General features: G+C 63.6%; 17 protein-coding genes. 8 read left to right on the plus strand and 9 right to left on the minus strand.

Annotated features, from left to right (window positions below; all coding sequences use genetic code 11):
* Positions 1-116 precede the first annotated feature (116 nt).
* Positions 117-3005, plus strand: coding sequence for a heparin/heparin-sulfate lyase HepB (gene hepB, locus AC1RDJ_RS04440; RefSeq protein ID WP_493026606.1), 2889 nt, complete (start codon positions 117-119; stop codon positions 3003-3005).
* Here hepB and AC1RDJ_RS04445 read toward each other — a convergent pair.
* Together AC1RDJ_RS04445 and AC1RDJ_RS04450 are read right to left on the minus strand one after the other, a co-directional pair.
* On the minus strand, positions 2988-3935 hold the full coding sequence (locus AC1RDJ_RS04445) for an AAC(3) family N-acetyltransferase (RefSeq protein ID WP_493026607.1): 948 nt from the start codon (positions 3933-3935) through the stop codon (positions 2988-2990). The genes hepB and AC1RDJ_RS04445 overlap by 18 nt on opposite strands.
* Positions 3928-5139 (minus strand): prenyltransferase/squalene oxidase repeat-containing protein, encoded by a 1212-nt coding sequence (locus AC1RDJ_RS04450; protein ID WP_493026608.1) that lies wholly within the window; start codon positions 5137-5139, stop codon positions 3928-3930. Before AC1RDJ_RS04450 ends, AC1RDJ_RS04445 begins: the two co-directional genes overlap by 8 nt.
* Before the next feature lie 179 nt (positions 5140-5318).
* Here AC1RDJ_RS04450 and AC1RDJ_RS04455 point away from each other — a divergent pair, with 179 nt between their 5' ends.
* From AC1RDJ_RS04455 to AC1RDJ_RS04470, 4 genes are all read left to right on the plus strand, one after another.
* Entirely contained in the window at positions 5319-5546 is a 228-nt protein-coding gene (locus tag AC1RDJ_RS04455) for a hypothetical protein (protein WP_071323224.1), read from the plus strand.
* Positions 5547-5692: 146 nt separating this feature from the next.
* Positions 5693-5881, plus strand: a complete 189-nt coding sequence (locus AC1RDJ_RS04460) for a hypothetical protein (RefSeq protein ID WP_071323225.1) — start codon at positions 5693-5695, stop codon at positions 5879-5881.
* Between the two features lie 294 nt (positions 5882-6175).
* Positions 6176-6514: a hypothetical protein gene (locus tag AC1RDJ_RS04465; protein ID WP_156894758.1), complete on the plus strand. Its 339-nt coding sequence runs from the start codon at positions 6176-6178 to the stop codon at positions 6512-6514.
* A gap of 33 nt (positions 6515-6547) precedes the next feature.
* On the plus strand, positions 6548-6853 hold the full coding sequence (locus AC1RDJ_RS04470) for a DUF4156 domain-containing protein (protein WP_156894759.1): 306 nt from the start codon (positions 6548-6550) through the stop codon (positions 6851-6853).
* A 204-nt stretch (positions 6854-7057) separates the two neighbouring features.
* On the opposite strand, the gene AC1RDJ_RS04475 is transcribed toward AC1RDJ_RS04470, so the two are convergent.
* The 4 genes from AC1RDJ_RS04475 to AC1RDJ_RS04490 all read right to left on the minus strand — a co-directional run bounded on the left by AC1RDJ_RS04475 (position 7058) and on the right by AC1RDJ_RS04490 (position 11513).
* Positions 7058-7456 (minus strand): hypothetical protein, encoded by a 399-nt coding sequence (locus tag AC1RDJ_RS04475; protein WP_071323226.1) that lies wholly within the window; start codon positions 7454-7456, stop codon positions 7058-7060.
* Between the two features lie 11 nt (positions 7457-7467).
* On the minus strand, positions 7468-9177 hold the full coding sequence (locus AC1RDJ_RS04480; protein WP_493026609.1) for a hypothetical protein: 1710 nt from the start codon (positions 9175-9177) through the stop codon (positions 7468-7470).
* Between the two features lie 12 nt (positions 9178-9189).
* Positions 9190-9876 (minus strand): UPF0149 family protein, encoded by a 687-nt coding sequence (locus AC1RDJ_RS04485; protein WP_493026610.1) that lies wholly within the window; start codon positions 9874-9876, stop codon positions 9190-9192.
* A gap of 131 nt (positions 9877-10007) precedes the next feature.
* Complete coding sequence (locus AC1RDJ_RS04490) at positions 10008-11513, minus strand: peptide MFS transporter (protein ID WP_071323228.1); 1506 nt, start codon at positions 11511-11513, stop codon at positions 10008-10010.
* Positions 11514-11826: 313 nt separating this feature from the next.
* Between AC1RDJ_RS04490 and ppnN the strand changes: the two genes are divergently transcribed.
* Positions 11827-13197 (plus strand): nucleotide 5'-monophosphate nucleosidase PpnN, encoded by a 1371-nt coding sequence (gene ppnN, locus AC1RDJ_RS04495; protein WP_071323229.1) that lies wholly within the window; start codon positions 11827-11829, stop codon positions 13195-13197.
* A 164-nt stretch (positions 13198-13361) separates the two neighbouring features.
* Here the strand turns inward: ppnN and lysS are convergent, their stop codons facing one another.
* From lysS to prfB, 3 genes are all read right to left on the minus strand, one after another.
* On the minus strand, positions 13362-14891 hold the full coding sequence (gene lysS / locus AC1RDJ_RS04500; protein ID WP_071323230.1) for a lysine--tRNA ligase: 1530 nt from the start codon (positions 14889-14891) through the stop codon (positions 13362-13364).
* A 28-nt stretch (positions 14892-14919) separates the two neighbouring features.
* Positions 14920-15627 (minus strand): HAD family hydrolase, encoded by a 708-nt coding sequence (locus AC1RDJ_RS04505; protein WP_493026611.1) that lies wholly within the window; start codon positions 15625-15627, stop codon positions 14920-14922.
* Positions 15628-15629: 2 nt separating this feature from the next.
* Positions 15630-16734 (minus strand): peptide chain release factor 2 gene (gene prfB / locus AC1RDJ_RS04510; RefSeq protein WP_156894760.1). Its coding sequence is split into 2 segments (ribosomal slippage): positions 15630-16652 and positions 16654-16734, totalling 1104 coding nucleotides; the frame shifts between segments, so codons are not numbered across the junction.
* A 223-nt stretch (positions 16735-16957) separates the two neighbouring features.
* On the opposite strand from prfB, the gene AC1RDJ_RS04515 reads away from it, so the two are divergent.
* Positions 16958-19003 carry a bifunctional 2',3'-cyclic-nucleotide 2'-phosphodiesterase/3'-nucleotidase gene (locus AC1RDJ_RS04515; RefSeq protein ID WP_493026612.1) on the plus strand — a complete coding sequence of 682 codons (2046 nt, stop codon included), beginning with the start codon at positions 16958-16960 and terminating at the stop codon, positions 19001-19003.
* Positions 19000-19512, plus strand: a complete 513-nt coding sequence (locus AC1RDJ_RS04520) for an SEL1-like repeat protein (RefSeq protein ID WP_071323234.1) — start codon at positions 19000-19002, stop codon at positions 19510-19512. Before AC1RDJ_RS04515 ends, AC1RDJ_RS04520 begins: the two co-directional genes overlap by 4 nt.
* The last annotated feature ends 42 nt before the right edge of the window (positions 19513-19554 follow it).

Raw genomic sequence — 19554 nt, forward strand, 5'->3', positions numbered from 1 at the left:
TTTTTTTATGCGCGGCGCCGGCTGCTCCAGGTATTTTGTTATAAAAATGGAATCAAATTACTTCAAGTAGTGTATTGTTCTTGCTATTTAAAATACAACACACTGGAGTTCTCCTCATGTCCAAGCTGCGATACCGTAACAAGTTACAAGGTTTTATCTCTGCTGCCTTGCTGGCCGCCAGTCCGGTCCTGCATGCCACGCCTTTCCCCGTCGAAGCCATGTTTGAAGCGGAGGGCACGGCGCCCGGCGCGCCGTGGGGGCTGGAAAACGAGGGCGGCAACGTAGTGTCCGGTGGTGCCTACCTGAGCACGCCCGCCGACCTCGTGCGCGCGGACACGCCAGGCGCGGCAGCGCAATTGTCGTATCCCGTGGCCGTGCCCCGCGACGGCACGTACACGATCTGGCTGCGCGTGCTGGCGCCGGCGGCCAGCGCCGCGTCCCTGTACCTGGCGGTCGACAGTGCCGCCTATGCCAGCGTCGCCGTGCCGGTGACCGTTGGCCAGCCAGCGCGGTGGACCTGGGTGCCCGTCACCCGCTGGCTCGCTGCCGGCGCGCGCGAACTGAAGATCAAGTACCGCGAGGGCGGCCTGGGGATCGACTGCCTGCTGGTGACGGCGCTCGCCGATTTTGTCCCGCAAGGCTATGGCGTGTACCCGCTGCCCACCGTGCTGCCGCCCGCCGGCGAACATCCGCGCCTGTTTGCCAGGGGAGGGGACCTGGCCGCGATACGCGGCCGTTTCGAGTCGGACGCGCAGGAGATGGCGACGCACCGCGCCGCCCTGAAGACGTTCATCGAGGCGCCGGCCGTCGTGGCGCTGCCCGTGTTCGTGCCCGGCGGACCGGCCAGGAGCAACCACCAGACCGAGCTGGTGAGCAGGATCAAGGCGAAAGCGCTGCACTCGCTGCTGTACGAACACGGCTTCCCTGCCGCGCAGGCGCCGCGCGGCAGGGAAGCCGTGCAAATGCTGCTCGACTACCTGGCGGCCGTGCAGTTCGCGCCCGGTTACAATCACCCGAATGAAAAGGGCGAGGTCATCCTGGCCAGCGCCATGGTGTATGACTGGTGCTTCAATCTGATGAGCGCGCAGCAGCGCGCGTATGTCGTCACGCGCTTCACGCAGCTTGCGGCCACGATGGAAATCGGCTTTCCGCCATCGCGGCAGGGCGCTGTCGTGGGCCATGGCAGCGACAACCAGCTGTTGCGCGACCAGCTGTCCGCCGCCATCGCTTTTTATGACGAGGCGCCGCTGGTCTACAACATCGTTGCCGGGCGTTTTTTTGCCGACTATATCGCGCCGCGCAACTACGCCTACGCTGCGCAAGCCTATCACCAGGGCGCGTCCTACGGCACGGTGCGCTTCCTGGCGGACATGTACGCCGCATGGCTGTTCCGGCGCATGGGGGCTGCCCCCGTGTTCGATCCCGTGCAGCAGATGATGCCCTACCATTGGCTGTATGCGCGCCGCCCCGACGGGCAATGGATGCGTGATGGCGACGTCTACCATTCCTCCTACACCAACAGCACGCAGTACTGGAGCGAGCCGCTGGCCTTCCTGCTGCCGGCGACCTATTACAATAACTCCACGTTAAAGCATGAGTACCTGAAACAGTCGCTGCAGCAGTCGACGAACTTTATCCACACCAAGGACAGCATCTGGCCCGTGTTGCTTGGCAATACGACCATGGGCAGCACGCCCAGCCCCGCTGTGTTGCCCTTGACCAAGTATTTCCCTGATCCGGCCGGCTTGATGATCGCCCGCACGGGCTGGACCGATGGCGAGCGCATTCAGGTGCAGTCGGGTAACGTGATCGCGACGATGAAGCTCGGTGGCGACTGGTTCGGCAATCACGAGCATTACGACGCCGGGCATTTCCAGATTTACTACAAGGGCGGGCTGGCCATCGATTCGGGCATCTATAGCGGCAAGGATGTTGCCGACCCTTCCATTCCCCTGGAGTACGGCAGCGCGCACGACATGAACTATCACAAGCGCACCATCGCGCATAATTCGATGCTGGTGTACGATCCCGGCGAGCATTTTGACGGTTATGCGAATGACGGCGGCCAGCGCTTTCCGGGTGAAGAGCCGCAAACCCTGGCGGAACTGGCGAATGGCTACAAGGTGGCCTCTGTCCTGCGCCAGCAGCAGGTCGGCACCGAGGCGGGGGCGCCGGATTTCAGCTACATCAAGGGTGACCTGACGGCCGCGTACAGCAGCAAGGTGCGCCAGTTCCAGCGTTCATTCGTGTTCCTGAACCTGAAGAACGCGGACCACCCGGCGGCCCTGATCGTGTTTGACAAGGTCAGTGCCAGCGATGCGGGGTTCAAGAAGACCTGGCTGCTGCACAGCCAGGGCGAACCCGAGATCAGCGGCGACACCGTGGTGATCCGGCGCACGGAATGGGACTACAACCACACCTTGCAGTACAACGGCAAGTTGATCAACCGCACCTTGCTGCCGGCAAATGCCGTGCTGGCCAAGGTGGGCGGCAGCGGCAATGAATTCAGCGTCGGCGGGACCAATTATGCGATCCAGCCGGAAGCCGAGTATTCGACCGAGGAGGCGGGCGCGTGGCGGCTGGAAGTCTCGCCGCCGGGGCCCAGCGAAACGGATCTGTTCCTGAACGTGATGCAGGTGATGGACGCCAACAGCGCGCTGCCCGCATTGCCCACGACGGTCATCGATTCGCCCTTGCTGGCCGGCGTGAAAATCAAGGACCGCGTGGTGCTGTTTTCCAAGAGCGGCCTGCCGCTCGACGGGACGGTCGCCGTCGAGCTGCCGGCACAAAGCGCATCCATGCAGGTGCTGGTGACGGATTTGCAGGCGGGAAGCTGGACGGTGAGCAAGCGCGGCACGGGCGGTCCCATCGAGGATGAGGTGAATGCCGATGGCGGCACCTTGTACTTTATCGCCAATGGAGGCGGCTGGTACGACCTGCGGCGCGGCGCAGGCAGCACATCGAGGGCGGCCGCCGCATTGCCCGCATCACCGGCCGTGCCGTGACGGGCCGGCAGCAATAGGCCGCGCCGCCAGCTGCGCCGCCGTAGCGTAGATCGTCACGTGGTCCGACGCCAGCTGGCGCAGGTGGTCGAAAAACCCCTGCGCCGGTATCAGCCACGACGCCGCATCGCCCACCTGGCCGTTGCTGCGCAAGCCGGCGGCGTCGAACTCGCGCTGGAAATACGCGCGCAAGTCGGCACGGCCGGGATGGTCGATGCGGCGCTGCGCGACGACGGGGTCGAAAGGGCGCACGGGCACTTCCCAGCGCTGGCCGCCGTGGTCCAGGCAGGCCAGCAGCGCCGTGTTCGTTTCCCAGACGGGGATGGGAAAGGCGTCGCCCATGGCGTCTTCCAGCGCATGATAGAACGTCACCGGGCCCATGGAAATGCCCAGGCCCAGCACTTTCGCATGCTCGCAGCCGATGAAGCGCTGCCACGGCGAACCGGCGCCGAAGATCGAGGGCGCGCGGTGATGTGCTTCGGTCAGATCGCCCGCATGGCGGCCCCACGCGGAGACGGAATGGGTGGGGTGGATGCTGCGGCAGATGCCGGCGCAGGACAGGAACGCCTCGGGCAGGCGCCCCATGTGCGTGCCATGGCGGCGCGGGTCGAATACATAGTCCTGCATCTCGCAGGTGGCGCGCACCGTGCCGCCGGGGAGGTAATAGGTGGGCAGCAGCAAGCTGCCTTGCGGGCCGACGGCGTCCTGCAGGGCATGGACCACGGCCGCCGCGCCGCCTGCCACGTAGCCGAGGCTTTTCAGCGAGGAGTGCACGAACAGCGTGTCGCCTGGCGCCACCCCGAGCCGCAGCAGGTCGGCCGCCAGTCCGGCGCGCGTCACATGGCGCCCGCTCTGGCGGACGCGATGGGCGCTGGCGGCGCGCCGCCAGGCTTCCAGCACGGCCCTGGCGGCGCGCTGTGCCTGTTCATGCATCGCTGACTTCCCGCTTCAGTTTCAGTTCCAGTTCCAGTTCCAGTTCCAGCAGATTCGCGTCGATGCAGAACTTGGCCGCCCAGTTCAGGTAAGCCCAGGTGCCATAGTCGCCATCGACGGGAAACGAACCCTTGACGCCACCACGCGCATGCGGCGGACCGTCGACGCTGATCGAGCGCCGCACGAAGCCATTCAGCCGGCGTGCCGCGTCGAGAAAGCGCCGCTCGCCCGTGAGCTGGTACAGCAGGAACAGGCAGTGCGCGTTTTGCGCGGAACCGGTCAGGCAAACGTAGTCGGCCCCGGGCTGGAAGTCCGGACCCAGGCGGCCGGCCAGGTAGCCATCGGCCGCCACGGCCCTGGCGATGCCGGCACCGGTGCGCACGGCGGCGTCCAGCAGGTCCGCGCGCGCAGAGAACCGGTGCGCTTCAAGCAGGCCGCGCAAGGCGTAGCCGATGGTATGCGTCAGGGGCAGGAGCGGGTTGTCCAGGCAGTTCGAGGCGAACCAGCCGTTTGGGCGCTGTTTGCTCAGCGCCCAGTCGACCTGGCGCAAGCCCGCCGCGCCGTAGCCGTGGCCAGGCGCCGCGCGATCCGCCTCGAACAGTCCCCATGCCACATGCGTTTCGTAGGCCTTCTCGCCGGCGCTGGCAAATGGCGTCGGATGTTTGCGCCAGCAGCCGTCCGCGTCCTGGCTGTCGCGCAGCCAGCGTGCCGCCCGATGCATGGCATCCTGGTAGGCGACGCCATATGCCACGACGCCGGCCGCCAGGCCCAGCAGGATCTGGCCCGTGTTGAAGGTGACGGGCACGCGCGGCGTGGAATCGACCTTGCCGCCCTGGAAGCCGCCTTCCTCGAACTGGATCGCCACGCACCAGTCGAGCATGTGGCGCGCGCGCTGGTGCAGCGCCTCGTCGCCCGCGCGCTGCGCCAGGGCGATCATGGTGGGGATGATGTAGCCGGTGGTCTCCGGATAAGAGCTCGACCATCCCGTCAGCAGACTGTAATCGCGGGCGACGCCGCCGTCGGCCGAGGTGGAATGGTCTTGCGCCGCGCCCAGCCAGGCCGTGCAGGCCTGCACGACAGCTGCCGGGCCGGGATCGAAGGCGGGCAGGCCACGCGCATCCGACAGGCGCGCCATGCGTGCCGCCACCGGCAGGCTCGCCGGCGGCGCCAGTGTGTTCCTGATCTTCGCGAGCAAGGTGCGCATGGCGGCGATGACGTGGTGGTTGGTTCAGGCTACTGTAGCCCTGGCGGGCAGCACGGTTATTGACTTGCCGCAAGCGCAGCGTGTCCGTGTAGCGCAAGGGGCGGCAAAGCGTGTCGTCGCATTGCCGCCCCCAGAATTGACGCATAATGGAGGCCTCACCACCGTTGACGAGGCCCGCCATGAACAAGGTCACGCTTGAGTACTCGGTCGTTACCAATCCCGACACATTTGTCGGCTTCAAGTATTACGTCAAGGCGGGACAGGCATTCGACGCCGACGATTTCGCCTATTCCTACAAGTTGAACCGCTCCGACCTCGATCCGGACAGCGTGCTGGCGACCCGCGAAGCGGCGGCGAACCTGTTGCCTGGCGAGTGGCTGACGGTGTCGCATTCGATTGCGGCGTAGCCTGTCTTCCTGTTTCACGCTTGTGCCACTTTGACGGGCCTGCCAAGGACCGATGCACCTGACTCTTACAGTATTTCCTGAGATGTCCATTGTTCCAACGCTGGCAGAACATGCCGAAGCGCTCGCCACGCTGGTGAGCGAAAACCGTGGACACCGGCACTTGCCTGTCCGCCGTGGCGCAGCCGGACTCGTTCGGCGAGACGCCAGCCTATCCGCTGGCCGCTGCCGCGCGCGCCGCAGCGGCGCAGTACTGGAATGGCAGAGTTTCCCGGCACGGTCTTGTGCGCAGCATCCGCCTGAAAGAAATCGACGACGCCGACCGCAAGGCAAAATAGGCTGTTGCCTGGTCCGCCAATTCCAGGGGGCGGGGCAGCGCCAACGCGTCGCTGCGCGCCATCCTGGTGCTGTCCGGTGGCCGGGATTTACGCACGAAGGCGTGTTGCGGCAATGGAGTTGTTAAATGGGGCTGATGGTTTGCCGTGGACGGATTTTGCGCCGGCTGGTGCGGCATTCCATTATGACGGTGTTTCCGAATTGTTGAAATTGCGCGGCCGTTGGTCATTGTTCACGCAGAATGGAGTGGATATAATGACGGCGGCGTGTAATCCGATGATCGATAAGGATGGCGCGTGAAAAAATTATTCCATGTAATTGTCCTATATTTTAAGGAATCAATGAAACGTATCCTTTCTGTCTGTATGTTAATGTCGGTAATGTCGGTAATGGCTGGATGCGCAACCTCCAGTACCGGACCAGTTGCGGCTGGACCTGATACCTTTGTTGTGTCTCGTCAAGCTGGTGCATTTCCGAGCGGAAGGGAGCCACTCCTGGCAGAAGCCCTTGTTGAGGCGAATGCCAAGTGTGCGACTGTCGGTAAAACAATGAAGTTGTTATCGACCGTTGAAAATCCGGGCCCTTATGTCTTCGGAAACTATCCGAAGGCTACTGTTGTATTCTCGTGTGCCTAATTAAAAATAAAATTCAATTGGATATGGATTAGCATGAAGAAATCTGTTTTTGCCTCATTTGTCTTGGTGACAGTTTTATCCGGCTGCGCGACGCAGCTCGATGCCGGTGCGGAAAAAGTACGCATAGTAACGGCTACGCAAAAAGACGATTGTGAATCGTTGGGCGTCGTTAGCACAGATCAGCAACTGGGACTCAATAAAGCCTCCAATTCAATGAATAAGGCGATTAATGAAGTTGCGCGACGGGGCGGTAATGCGATATTTTTGGTGTCGACGGGAACGAGCGGTCTGGATGGTGTCGCAGTCACTGCCGAAGCTTTGCGCTGCAAAAGCCGCTAATTGTTTCTATTTGAAGTCTGAAGGCCCCGCCGATACCGCCGAGGCCTGATTTTTCCGCTACTGCCCGAGTCGGGCAGTAGCGATAGCAGCGACGCCAGCGATTATTTGGCATATGCTGGTCGCGCAACCGTGTGCGGCCACACGAACCGCTGACTTTCACATCGATGCTTTCTTCGCCTGGTGCACTGCCCAGTCATTTCCCTACTATTTCCCCGGCGGGCACACTGGCGCAAACCAGGCCCGCAGCTCCGCCTCGGCCTGCTGCGCAGTTGCCTGCGTCAAGGTCAGCACGATGATCTTTTCCTGCGCCGGCCGGCTCCCGTCGCCATCGGCCAGCTCGATGGCCTGCTCGAAGCTCGTGTAGCCGTGGCCGCATTCGCGCGGGCATTGCTGCACGATGCGCGCCGCCTTGCCGGCGATCCTGTCAGCCAGATTGACGATGGGATTGCCGTCATAAAATGGCTGGCCGTTGGCAAAGGCGGTGCGCAGATAGGGCGCGCACTGGCCGTCGAGGAAGGCCAGGCGCGCCTGCCAGTACGCTTGCACGGCCGCATATACGGCGTGGTCGTCGAGAAAATCGGCAAACAGGAAGTCGTTCATCATGGTTTCTGCGGCTAGATGCCGAACACTTTCAATAGGGCGTCCGTCAAACCCTCGAACCAGCTGCCCACCTTGCCCGGCTGCTTGCCGTGGCGCGGGGTTTCTTCGTACAGGTAGACGCCGTTGTCGCCGTCGAAGCGGTCGTTGAGCAGCGCCTGCTGGCCGCGCAAATACGGGATGAAGGTTTCGCTGCGCAGGGTCGAGTACAGCACGTCGGTGCTAAATCCCAGGGTGGCGGACTGGCTGATGGAGCGGCCCTGGCCCGCGCGTTCCAGGCGCACGCCGCGGCAGCCACGCACGACCAGGGTGACGGGGCCGCGAAAGACGATGAAGCGCAGCTGCAGGGTAAGCCAGGCGTGCAGGCTGCCCAGGCGCCAGTGGCTGGACATTGCCAGCGGCTGGCCGGCGTCGCAGAGCAATCCCACGAGGCCCCGAGGCTGGAACACCAGCGCGCTGCCGGCCGGCAGGTGGACGATGGCCACTTCCAGCAGCGGATCGTCGCTGGCGGAAATCGTCACGGACGCCGGCTCGTCACTGTGCAAACGCGTCAGCGCCACCATGCCGGCCGCCAGGCTGGTCAACGGAAAGCGCCAGTCCAGCAACCACTGCGTGCGCTTGCGCGTGCTGACGGGCGACGATTGCAGGTATTCGGGGTGGATCAGCATGACCTGGCCCGGCGCCAGCCGCAGCGCCTGCGACACGGCGGAGATGCGCGACTCGCCAGGCAGCGATGGCGACAGCGGCAGGGCGCCGCCCGCCAGTTGCAGCTCGCGCGCGATCGACAGCGGCTGCAAACGCGAGGCGAAGGGCGCCAGCACGAAGTAAAAGAAGGCCTTGATCGCCAGCGGCAGCAGGATGGCCGACAGCACCAGCAGGGCGGCCGTGGGCGCCACGTCGAGCACGGGAGCGCGCCAGCGGCCGATCCAGTTGCGCGCCAGCTGCGTCTCGGTGGCCGCCATCGCCGCATGCATGGGCGCCAGCGCCCCTGTCAGCGCCGCATGATCGATGGCAAATGGCGCGGGCCGGGCGGCGTTGGTGGCGTCGCTGGTGCGCGCGCGCTGTGCCAGCCAGGCCCGGTACGCTTGCAGGTTGATTTCGCGCAAGCGCTGGCCTTGCGCTTCGAGCCGCGACAGCTGCGCGTAAGCGTCGCTGCCGGGCAGGCGCGCCGCCAGCGGATGCTGCGCTTCAAGCTGCTGGCGCTGGCGTATGTTTTGCTGCAATGCGGCATAGGCGCTGACGTGCGCCGCGTGCAGGCGCGCCAGCGTGCGCCGCGCATCCTCGCCGCTGATGGCGGCCTGCAGGGCAAGCAGGTAGCGCGCTTCCTGCGCCAGCACTTCAATCTCCACGCGGCGCCTGGCCTCGTCCTGCGCATGGGCGGCCAGGACGCCGGCGTCGGGCAGGGGAATGGTAAACAGCGACGGTTGCTGCTGCGCGCGCAAGGCGGCCAATTGCGTTTGCACTTCGCTCAGGCGGGCCGCGATGGCCGCTTGCGAGGCGTGTGTCAGGGCGTGCATGCGGGCCGTGGCGGCACCGGCCAGGCTGGCGCCATGGCCGTCGGCCGTGACGGACGCCAGCCTGAGCGCAGCGATGGCATCGCTGCTGGCGCTGTAGGCGCGCCATTCGGCCAGCAACAGGCGTCCGGCCAGCAGGATGACGATGAACAGCGCGAACTGCAGCGCATGGCGCAGCAGGAAGCGCAGGATGGCCGTCAGCAGCTGGCGCAAGGAGAGCGCGCCTCAGCTTGCCGCGCTATCGGCGTCGGCGCAGCATTTCTTGTACTTCTTGCCGCTGCCGCAGTGGCAAGGGTCGTTGCGGCCCGTCTTCGGCACTTCGCGCAGCACAGTGGCGCCGGGCTGGTGCTGTACCTGGCTTTTCAGGTGGCGCTGGCGGGCCCAGGCCGCGTTGATGGCGATGACGGCGGGAATCACGCCATCCATGGCCGTTTCGGCCGCATCGTCGTCGAGTTCGCTGGCCGTGGCCAGGTGCTGGAACGGCGCCAGGTATTGCGGATGGCTGACGGCGAGGGCCGCCCACTGGGGCTTGTCCAGGGTCGTGCCCAGGATAAAACCGGCGCACCAGGCGGGCACGCTCCATTCGGGGCCGCAGACGTAGATCGGTTCGAAGCTGTCCGGGTCCTTCGCCAGCCATTCGACCATGTAGCCATGGTGGCGCTGCGCCAGGGCGGCGGCCCGTTCGCTGTCCGCATCCTGTGCCGGCGCGGCGCTGCCGGCCGCCTTGTCCCATACCCAGGGCAACCATTGTTCAGGCGCGATTTGCTTCGGGCTCAGGGCCACGGCCGTGAGGAAACCTTCCAGCATCGACACGTCCATGGCGGTACCGGCCAGGGCTGGCGCCGCCAGCAGGGTGTCGAGTTCGGCGTATTCGTCGTCGGAGAGGGGCGTGGTGGTGGACATGCTGGACATGGGATTCTTCTGTAATGTGGGTGGAGTGGCCATCGGCCCTGGCGGTATTGTACCGCCCGGCCAGGGGGAAACGGTGGCCGGAATGAAAAACGGCGGCCCGCAGGCCGCCGTTTTGATCTAAAACAAGACGCTTACTTCACGCCGTGCATCAGTTTGTTGATCAACGGTGCGATCAGGAACAGCACGACGCCGGCGCCCAGCAGGGACCAGAAGCCGAAGGTGTAGCCGGACAGGGCCGACTGCACCGACATGCCGCTTTCGCCGCTGACGTGGCTGGCGAAGATGCCCGACAGGTTGTTGCCGATACCGGTCGACAGGAACCAGCCGCCCATGCCCAGGCCCACCAGGCGCACTGGCGCCAGCTTGGTGACCATCGACAGGCCGATAGGCGACAGGCACAGCTCACCGATCGATTGCAGCACGTAGACGGTGGTCAGGGTCCAGAACGGGATCTTGTTGTCGGCGCCAACCAGGCTCGACAGAGCGAAGATCAGCAGGCCGAAGGCCAGCGCATTGCCCAGCAAGCCCAGGCCGAACTTGCGCGGGATCGATGGATTGACGTTGTGGCGCGCCAGGAAGACCCAGACGGCCGCGATGATCGGCGCGAAGACAATGATGGCCACCGAGTTGACGGTCTGGAAGTAGGCGGTCGGGAAGATCCAGAAGCCCAGGTCGCGGTTGACGATCTTGTCAGCCAGGAAGGTGAACGAGCTGCCTGCCTGTTCGAAGAACATCCAGAACAGGATGTTGAAGACAAAGATCAGCAGCATGGCGATGACGCGGTCGCGCGCCACCTTGCCGTTGCGGATGCCTTCGATCATCAGCATCACGGCCAGGCCGATGAACAGCACGGTCAGGACGATTTGCAGTTTTTGCGCGCCCACGGTCAGCAGGAAGTACACGAGCGGGATCACGCACAGCGAGCCGAGGGCTACCCAGATGACGCGCATCGGGTTGCCGGCGCCGGTTTCCGGTGCGCCGATGCCCTTCAGGGCACGGCGGCCGATGGCGAACCATACCAGGCTGATGATCATGCCGAAGCCGGAAGCCATGAAGACCATCTTGTACGAAGGCATGGCGCTGGTGCCGAAGATCGATTCGGCCAGCCACTGGGTGAAGACAGGGGCGACCATGGCGCCCATGTTGATGCCCATGTAGAAGATCGTGAAGCCACTGTCGCGGCGCGGATCGGCTGTCGTGTACAGCTTGCCGACCATGGTCGAGATGTTCGGCTTGAACATGCCGTTACCGACGATCACGGTGGCCAGGCCCAGGTTGAAGATGTCCTGGTTCGGTACCGAGATGCAGAACAGGCCGGCAGCCATGAAGACGGCGCCCAGCAGGATCGAACGCTGGTAACCGATGACCCGGTCGGCGATGTAGCCGCCGAACAGGGCGCCGGCGTACACCAGCGCGAGGAAGGAACCGTAGGTAAGGTTGGCCGCTGCCTGTCCCGAACCGTCGCCACCGTGGAACTGGGCCACGATGTACAGTACCAGCGCCCAGCGAACTCCGTAGAACGCGAAGCGTTCCCAGAATTCAGTCATGAACAACATCCACAATGGGCTTGGATGGCCCATAATCTGCTTGAACTCGGGAATAACGGCTTCCTTGTTGGGCGTAGTCGCACCGCTCATGCGGTTCCTCCTGAAAAATTATTATAGTCAATCGATAAAACAAACTTATGGAAGCCTGCCGGGCTGCGGGCACTCTCATGAAGAACCGACCACACGGGAATTCCAATAGGCTGGCATTCTAATCTACAAATTGCGCTGAGCGAAGGTTTCCATTCGCATTAGCAAGAATGACTGTTTCATATTAGTCAAACCGGTTTGCATGCAAGGGGCGATCGCGGCGATTTTGCGGCACCACAGCACAACTTGCCTGACTTGTCGTATATTGCTAGTGCAATACCTTCGAGCATCGATTTTTAAAGGGATTTTTCGCATTATGGAACACGACGTTATCGATACTCTGGTTTCACCGGAAGGCCGCCTGGACGTGCTCTCCAAGACTGAAGTCAACAAACTGCTCGACACCAGCCAGGGCGGCCTGTACAACACGTTCCGCCGCTGCGCGCTGGCGGTGCTCAATTGCGGCAGCACCATCGACGATGGCCGCGCCTTGCTTGAGCGATATCAATCGTTTGAAATTTCCATCATCCAGCGCGAGCGCGGCATCAAGCTCGACATCAAGGGCGCGCCGGCCATCGCCTTTGTCGACGGCAAGATGATCAAGGGTATACACGAACATCTGTTTGCCGTCTTGCGCGATATCATCTTCGTCAGCGATGAAGTCACGGGCAATCCGAAATTCGACTTGCAGAGCACGGAAGGCGTGACGGACGCCGTCTTCCACATCCTGCGCAATGCCAACGTGCTGCAAACCCAGCTCAACCCGAACCTGGTCGTGTGCTGGGGCGGCCACTCGATCAACCGCGCCGAATACAATTATTCGAAGGAAGTGGGCTACCAGCTGGGCTTGCGCGGCCTCGACATCTGCACCGGCTGCGGCCCGGGCGCCATGAAGGGCCCGATGAAGGGCGCCACCATCGGCCACGCCAAGCAGCGCCTGCACAATGGCCGCTACCTGGGCATCACGGAGCCGGGCATCATCGCGGCCGAATCGCCGAACCCCATCGTCAACGACCTGGTCATCATGCCGGACATCGAAAAACGCCTGGAAGCGTTCGTGCGCGCGGGCCACGGCATCGTCGTCTTCCCCGGCGGCGCCGGCACGGCCGAAGAGATCCTGTATATCCTCGGTATCTTGCTGCACCCGGACAACGCCGACATCCCGTTCCCGCTGATCTTCACGGGGCCGGAAACGTCGCGCGAATATTTCGTGCAGATCAACCAGTTCATCAGCGACACCCTGGGCCCGGAAGCGCAGCAGCGCTACAAGATCATCATCGACGACCCGGAGCTGGTGGCGCGCGAGATGCTCGAAGGCATACGCCAGGTGCGCGAATTCCGCAAGGCGCACAGCGACGCCTATTACTTCAATTGGCTGCTGAAGATCGACCACGAATTCCAGAAGCCGTTCCACCCCACGCATGAAAACATGCGCAACCTGAGCCTGCACAAGAACCAGCCCACGCACTTGCTGGCGGCCCAGCTGCGCCGCGCGTTTTCCGGCGTGGTGGCGGGCAACGTCAAGGACGACGGCATCCGCTCGATCGAAGAGCACGGCAACTTCGAAATCCACGGCGACAAATCCATCGCCGGCCCGATGGACGCGCTGCTGGCCTCGTTCGTGGCGCAGCACCGCATGAAGCTGGCGGGCACGGCGTATGTGCCGTGCTATACCGTGATTCAGTAGTGCGGGATGCGTAGGTCGGATTGGCGTGCAAGCGCGTCATCCGACATGAATGGCCAACAATGTGTCGGATGACGCGTGGCGCCAATCCGACCTACGTGGCGACAGAAGTGAAAAAGCCGCCTGATCTTGCGATCAGGCGGCTTTTTATTGGCCAGCGTCCGTGCTTATTCTTCGCGGCGCAGGTGCGGGAACAGCAGCACGTCGCGGATGTTCGGCGAATCCGTGATGATCATCATCAGGCGGTCGATGCCGATGCCGCAGCCGCCGGCTGGCGGCATGCCGTATTCCAGCGCGCGGATGTAGTCGGCGTCGTAGAACATCGCCTCTTCATCGCCGGCGTCCTTGGCCGCTACCTGCGCCAGGAAGCGGGCCGACTGGTCTTCCGCGTCGTTCAACTCGGAGAAGCCGTTGGCGATCTCGCGGCCCACCATGAACAGCTCGAAGCGTTCGGTGATGCCGGCCACCGTGTCGGAAGCGCGCGCCAGTGGCGACACTTCGACCGGGTAGTCGATGATGTAGGTCGGTTCCCATAGCTGCGCTTCCGCCGTTTCCTCGAACAGCGCCAGTTGCAGCGCGCCCAGGCCGGCCGTGGCGAACGGCTTGACGCCGAATTTTTTCAGCTCTTCCTTGATGAATTCGGCATCGTTCAACTGTTCCGGCGTGTAGCCTGGAGCATATTTGTTGATCGCTTCGACGATGGTCAGGCGATGGAATGGCTTGGCCAGATCCAGCTCGCGGCCGCCATAGGTCAGCGTGGCGGTGCCGTGCGCGTCGATGGCGGCCTGGCGGATGACGGCTTCCGTGAAGTCCATCAGCCATTTGTAGTCGGTGTAGGCCGCGTAGAATTCCATCATCGTGAATTCAGGGTTGTGACGGATCGACACGCCTTCGTTGCGGAAGTTGCGGTTGATCTCGAACACGCGGTCGAAGCCGCCGACGACCAGGCGCTTCAGGTACAGTTCGGGCGCGATGCGCAGGAACATTTGCATGTCGAGCGCATTGTGGTGCGTGATGAACGGCTTTGCCGCGGCGCCGCCCGGGATCGTGTGCAGCATCGGCGTTTCCACTTCCATGAACTCGTTCTTTTCCATGAAGCGGCGGATCGACGAGATGGCGGCGGTGCGCGCCTTGAAGGTGCGGCGCGTCTCTTCGTTCATGATCAGGTCGACGTAGCGCTGGCGGTACTTCGTTTCCTGGTCGGCCAGGCCGTGGAATTTGTCCGGCAGCGGGCGCAGCGACTTGGTGATCAGGCGCAGTTGCGTGACCTTGATGGTCAGTTCGTCCGTCTTGGTCTTGAACAGGGTGCCTTGCACGCCCAGGATATCGCCCAGGTCATAGTGGTGCAGGGCGGCCATGGCCGCTTCGCCGGTGAGATCCAGCGTGGCGTAGATCTGGATGCGGCCGTCGGCCTTCGGGCCGGAAGCGTCCTGCAGGGTAGCGAAGGCGGCTTTCTTGCCCGCTTCGCGCTTGAGCATCATGCGGCCGGCCAGCACCACGTGTACGGGGTTCTCTTCCAGCTCTTCACGCGACTTGCCGTCGTATTGCGCGTGCAGATCGGCCGCCTTGTGCTCAGGGCGGAAATCGTTCGGGAAGGCGACGCCTTGTTCGCGCAGTGCGGCCAGCTTGGCGCGGCGCTCGGCGATGATCTTGTTTTCATCGGGGGCGGCGGCTTGTTCTTGGATATCCGTAGTCATGGTGTTCTTCGTGATTGATGATTGATGGTTATGTCGTTGGCGTGCCGGCGGCAAACGCTGCCGGCTGGCTGGCGAACAGCGCCTCGACATCGAGTTGGCTGAAGTCCTGCGCGATGCAGATGATGTTGTCGAATGCGGCAAACGCTTCGGCCGGCAGGGTGGTGGTCAGGACCACGACCCGCATGCCGGCGCGGCGCGCCGCTTCCACGCCCAGGGGCGCGTCTTCGAAGACGATGCAGTGCTGCGGCAGCGCGCCGGCCAGCTGCGCGCCTTTCAGGAAAACGTCCGGATGCGGCTTGCCCCGTTCCACGTCGGCGGCGCCGACGATGGCGTCGAAGCGGTGGCGCAGGTCCAGGCCGTCGAGCGTGAACGCGATATTCTCGTTCGGCGCCGCCGTGCCCACCACCAGCCCGACGCCGGCCTGGCGCGCGCTGGCGATCAGCTGGTCGAAACCGGCCACCGTGGCCAGGTGCGGGCCATACAGCTCGCGGTAGACGACTTCCTTTTCGGCCAGCAGGGTGACATGGTCGGCATCCTCGCCCAGGTATTTGGCGATGATTTCGTGTCCCTGCCGTCCTGCCGTGTCGCGGAAGAAGGCGTCCGCGTCCAGCGCATGGCCCTGGCGTTCGAAGAACGCCAGCCACGATTGCGTGTGGAAGGCCATGTTGTCGACGATCGTGCCATCCATGTCGAACAGGAAGGCACGCTGCGCCACTGCCGGAGCGGAGGCGTTCATCCTTACACGCCCTGTTTCAGCGAGGCGGAGATGAAGTCGTCGATGTCGCCATCGAGCACGCCCTTGGTATTGCCCGTCTCGAAACCGGTGCGCAAATCCTTGATGCGCGACTGGTCCAGCACGTAGGAGCGGATCTGGTGACCCCAGCCCACGTCCGTCTTCGAGTCTTCCAGCTTTTGCTGCTCGCTCATGCGCTTGCGCAGTTCGTGCTCGTACAGCTTGGCTTTCAGCATTTCCATCGCTTCGGCGCGGTTGCGGTGCTGCGAACGGTCGTTCTGGCACTGCACCACGATGCCGGTCGGCGCGTGGGTCATGCGGACGGCGGAGTCGGTTTTATTGATGTGCTGACCACCGGCGCCCGACGCGCGGTAGGTGTCGACGCGGATATCAGCCGGGTTGACGTCGATCTCGATCGAATCGTCGACCTCCGGATACACGAACAGCGACGTAAACGAGGTATGGCGGCCGTTGGCCGAGTCGAATGGCGACTTGCGCACCAGGCGGTGCACGCCCGTTTCCGTGCGCAGGAAGCCGTAGGCGTGGTCGCCCTCGACCTTCAGCGTGGCCGTCTTGATGCCGGCCACCTCGCCGTCGGACTGCTCGAGGATCTCGACCTTGAAGCCCTTGCGTTCGCAATAGCGCAGGTACTGGCGCAGCAGCATCGAGGCCCAGTCCTGGGCTTCCGTACCGCCGGCGCCGGCCTGGATGTCGATGAAGCAGTTGTTCGGATCCATCGGATTGTTGAACATCCGGCGGAATTCCATGCTTTCGATGACCTTGCGGATTTCCTGCACGTCTTGCTCGATCGCTTCCAGCGTCTCTTCGTCGCCCTCTTCACGGGCCATGTCGAACAGGTCCTTCGTGTCGCGCAGGTCGGCGTCGGCCTTGGTCAGCGTGAAGACGATGGCTTCCAGCGCCTTCTTCTCCTTGCCGAGGTCCTGGGCGCGCTTGGGATCGTTCCAGACGGTAGGATCTTCCAGTTCTTCGTTGACTTGCTCTAGTTTCTCCGACTTGACAGTGAAGTCAAAGATACCTCCGAAGTTCGGCTTCGCGGACCGTGAGGTCGGAGAGCAGGGCGGAGATGAGATTGATGCGTTCGGCTTCCATAATGTTCTGGTCTTCTATGGTGAAATCAAACCCTGAATTATACGCGAGCGCGGGCCGTTTCCGATGCCGCTGGCGCCGAATCGGTGGCGCGCGCAGCAATAAAAGCACTAATTTGCTGCATTTACGACAATGTTCTACCCAGCGTCACGGCTGTTTTATGCCTTGATGGCCGCTGCCGTGCTGCGTATGATGCTGGCGATATTGTCTTTCCACAGGAATTCTCATGTGCCACCCCCTGCGCCAGTTCCCCCGTCTCGCCCTGTTACCGCTGCTGCTGGCCGGCTGCGGCGCCTTGCCGCCCGCCGCCAACAGCCCTGTCCACGCGCCATCGGCCGCGCCGGCCGGCAGCAGCGCCACCCTGGCCCTGCTGGAGACGACGGATTTGCACGCGAACGTGCTCAGTTATGACTATTACAAGCTGCAGGCGGAGCCGTCGATCGGCCTGGAACGCACGGCGGCCCTGATCGCGCAGGCGCGCGCCGAATTCCCGAACACGCTCTTGCTCGACAACGGCGACACCATCCAGGGCACGGCGCTGGCCGACTACCAGGCGCTGGTGAAACCGCTGGCCTGCGACCAGACGCTGGCCATCTACAAGGCCATGAATTTGCTGAAAGTGGACGGCGGCGGCATCGGCAACCATGAATTCAACTACGGCCTGGCGTTCCTGAGCCAGGTGACGGGCAACCAGTTCGACGTCGACAGCGTCGATGCGGCCAAGCCGCGCTGCGCCGGCCCGCAATTCCCGCAAGTGCTGGCCAACGTCTACAGCGTCAAGAGCGGCAAGCCGCTGTTCGCGCCGTATCACATCATCGCCAAGCAGATCACGGCCACCGGCCCCGATGGCCAGCCCGTCACGAGCACGGTCAAGGTGGGCATCATCAGCTTTGCGCCGCCGACCATCATGGCGTGGGACAAGCGCTGGCTGGAAGGGCGCGTCTACACGCAGGGCGTGCGCGAGACGGCGGAAAAATTCATCCCCGAGATGCGCGCCAGGGGCGCCGAGCTGGTGGTGGCCATCTCGCACGGCGGCCTCGATGACAGCCCGTATTCGCCGACCATGGAAAACGGCAATTACTACCTGTCGCAAGTGCCGGGCGTGGACGCCATGCTGATCGGCCATTCGCACCAGCTGTTCCCGAACGCCACGAGCACCGTGCCGCAGTTCAATTTGCCCGGCGTCGACAAGGTCAAAGGCACGGTCAACGGCGTGCCCACCGTGATGGCCAATCTGTGGGGCAAGCACCTGGGCGTGATCGGCTTGCGCCTGCGCCACGACGGCCGGCAGTGGGTCGTCGACAAGGCGCAGACCACGGTGGAAGCACGCGGCATCCAGAACGCGGACAAGAGCTATGTGGCGCCCGATGCGGCCATCGCCAGGCTGGTGGCGGAAGAGCACGCGGCGACCATCGCCTACGTGCAGACGCCCGTGGGCGCCACCGACTTCCGCATGTCGACGTATTTCGCCGACGTGGGCGACGTCAGCGCCATCGAAGTGGTGAACCAGGCGCAATCGGGCTACCTGGCCGCCTACGTGAAGGCCAACCTGCCGCAGTATGCGCACTTGCCCGTGCTGTCGATGTCGTCGCCGTTCAAGAGCGGCTCGGCCGGCGTATCCGATTACACGGACGTCAAGGCGGGCAACGTGGCGCTGAATAACGCGGCCGACCTGTACCTGTACCCGAACGCGCTGTACGGCGTGAAGATGAATGGCGCGGAACTGAAGGCCTGGCTGGAACAGTCGGCGCGGCGCTTCAATACCATCGATGTCAACAAGACCGAGCCGCAGGAACTGGTCAACACGGCCCACCCGAGCTACAACTTCGACGCCATCACCGGCGCCGACGTGCGCTACCAGATCGACATCACGCAGCCGCCAGGGCGTCGCATCCAGGGCCTGACGTACCAGGGCAAGCCGGTGGACTCCAGCCAGGAATTCCTCATCGCGACGAATAATTACCGCGCCAGCGGCGGCGGCAATTTCCCCGGCCTCGATGGCAGCAAGACGGTGGTGGCCTCGCCCGACAACAACCGCGAACTGCTGATCGCCTACGTCACGCAGGAAAAACACCTGACGCGCGCGAAAAACGGCTCGGCGCGCAGCTGGACCTTTGCCAGGGCCGCCACGAAAGGCCCCGTGGTCTTCCACTCGGCGCCGAACGTCATCGAACTGGCCAAGGCGGCCGGCATCGCCAACGTCACGCAGCTGAAGGCCGACGATGGCGCGGGCAAGGGCTTTGCGCTGTACCAGCTCGACCTGTCGAAATGAAGCTGACGGCTTGGCTGCTGGCGGCCGCCCTGGCTTCCCCCCTGGCGTCGCCGCTGGCGCAGGCCGGCGCCGATCCCGCCGCGCAAGTGGTGCAGGCGAAGGCGCTGATGCGCGCTGGCGCAGCATCGCAGCCGGCCGCGCGTGCGCTGTTCCGGCAGGCGGCGGGGCAGGGCAGCGGCGCGGCCGCATATTATCTGGGCCTGATGCTGAAGAACGGCATGGGCGGCGCGCAGGACAGCGGCGCCGCCTTGCACTGGCTGCAACTGGCCGCGCAGCGCCAGGTGGCGCCGGCCATGTTCATCGTGGCGAACATGCTGCTGGACAGCGACGAGGACAAGGCGCGCTTTTGGCTCGATGCCGCCTGCGAGCTCGAATACCCGGAAGCGTTGCAGCAAAAATCCGTCGCCGTGGGCGAAGGCAGGATGGGCTATGCGCACAGCGAAGAGCTGGCGAACCTGTACCTGAAAATGGCGACGCATGCGATGGGGCACCGGGCCGCCGAACCTTGATGATGTGAGCCGAGCATTGCTTATTTTTCTCAAGATATATTT

Source organism: Janthinobacterium sp. GW822-FHT07H10 (assembly GCF_058798675.1).

Coding starts and splice junctions, on each gene's coding strand:
- AC1RDJ_RS04505 (WP_493026611.1), bottom strand. CDS start 15,627: ATGAACGCCTCCGCTCCGGCAGTGGCGCAGCGTGCCTTCCTGTTCGAC.
- lysS (WP_071323230.1), bottom strand. CDS start 14,891: ATGACTACGGATATCCAAGAACAAGCCGCCGCCCCCGATGAAAACAAG.
- AC1RDJ_RS04450 (WP_493026608.1), bottom strand. CDS start 5,139: ATGCGCACCTTGCTCGCGAAGATCAGGAACACACTGGCGCCGCCGGCG.
- AC1RDJ_RS04470 (WP_156894759.1), top strand. CDS start 6,548: ATGAAGAAATCTGTTTTTGCCTCATTTGTCTTGGTGACAGTTTTATCC.
- ppnN (WP_071323229.1), top strand. CDS start 11,827: ATGGAACACGACGTTATCGATACTCTGGTTTCACCGGAAGGCCGCCTG.
- AC1RDJ_RS04445 (WP_493026607.1), bottom strand. CDS start 3,935: ATGCATGAACAGGCACAGCGCGCCGCCAGGGCCGTGCTGGAAGCCTGG.
- AC1RDJ_RS04515 (WP_493026612.1), top strand. CDS start 16,958: ATGTGCCACCCCCTGCGCCAGTTCCCCCGTCTCGCCCTGTTACCGCTG.
- AC1RDJ_RS04455 (WP_071323224.1), top strand. CDS start 5,319: ATGAACAAGGTCACGCTTGAGTACTCGGTCGTTACCAATCCCGACACA.
- AC1RDJ_RS04485 (WP_493026610.1), bottom strand. CDS start 9,876: ATGTCCAGCATGTCCACCACCACGCCCCTCTCCGACGACGAATACGCC.
- AC1RDJ_RS04520 (WP_071323234.1), top strand. CDS start 19,000: ATGAAGCTGACGGCTTGGCTGCTGGCGGCCGCCCTGGCTTCCCCCCTG.
- hepB (WP_493026606.1), top strand. CDS start 117: ATGTCCAAGCTGCGATACCGTAACAAGTTACAAGGTTTTATCTCTGCT.
- AC1RDJ_RS04475 (WP_071323226.1), bottom strand. CDS start 7,456: ATGATGAACGACTTCCTGTTTGCCGATTTTCTCGACGACCACGCCGTA.
- AC1RDJ_RS04490 (WP_071323228.1), bottom strand. CDS start 11,513: ATGAGCGGTGCGACTACGCCCAACAAGGAAGCCGTTATTCCCGAGTTC.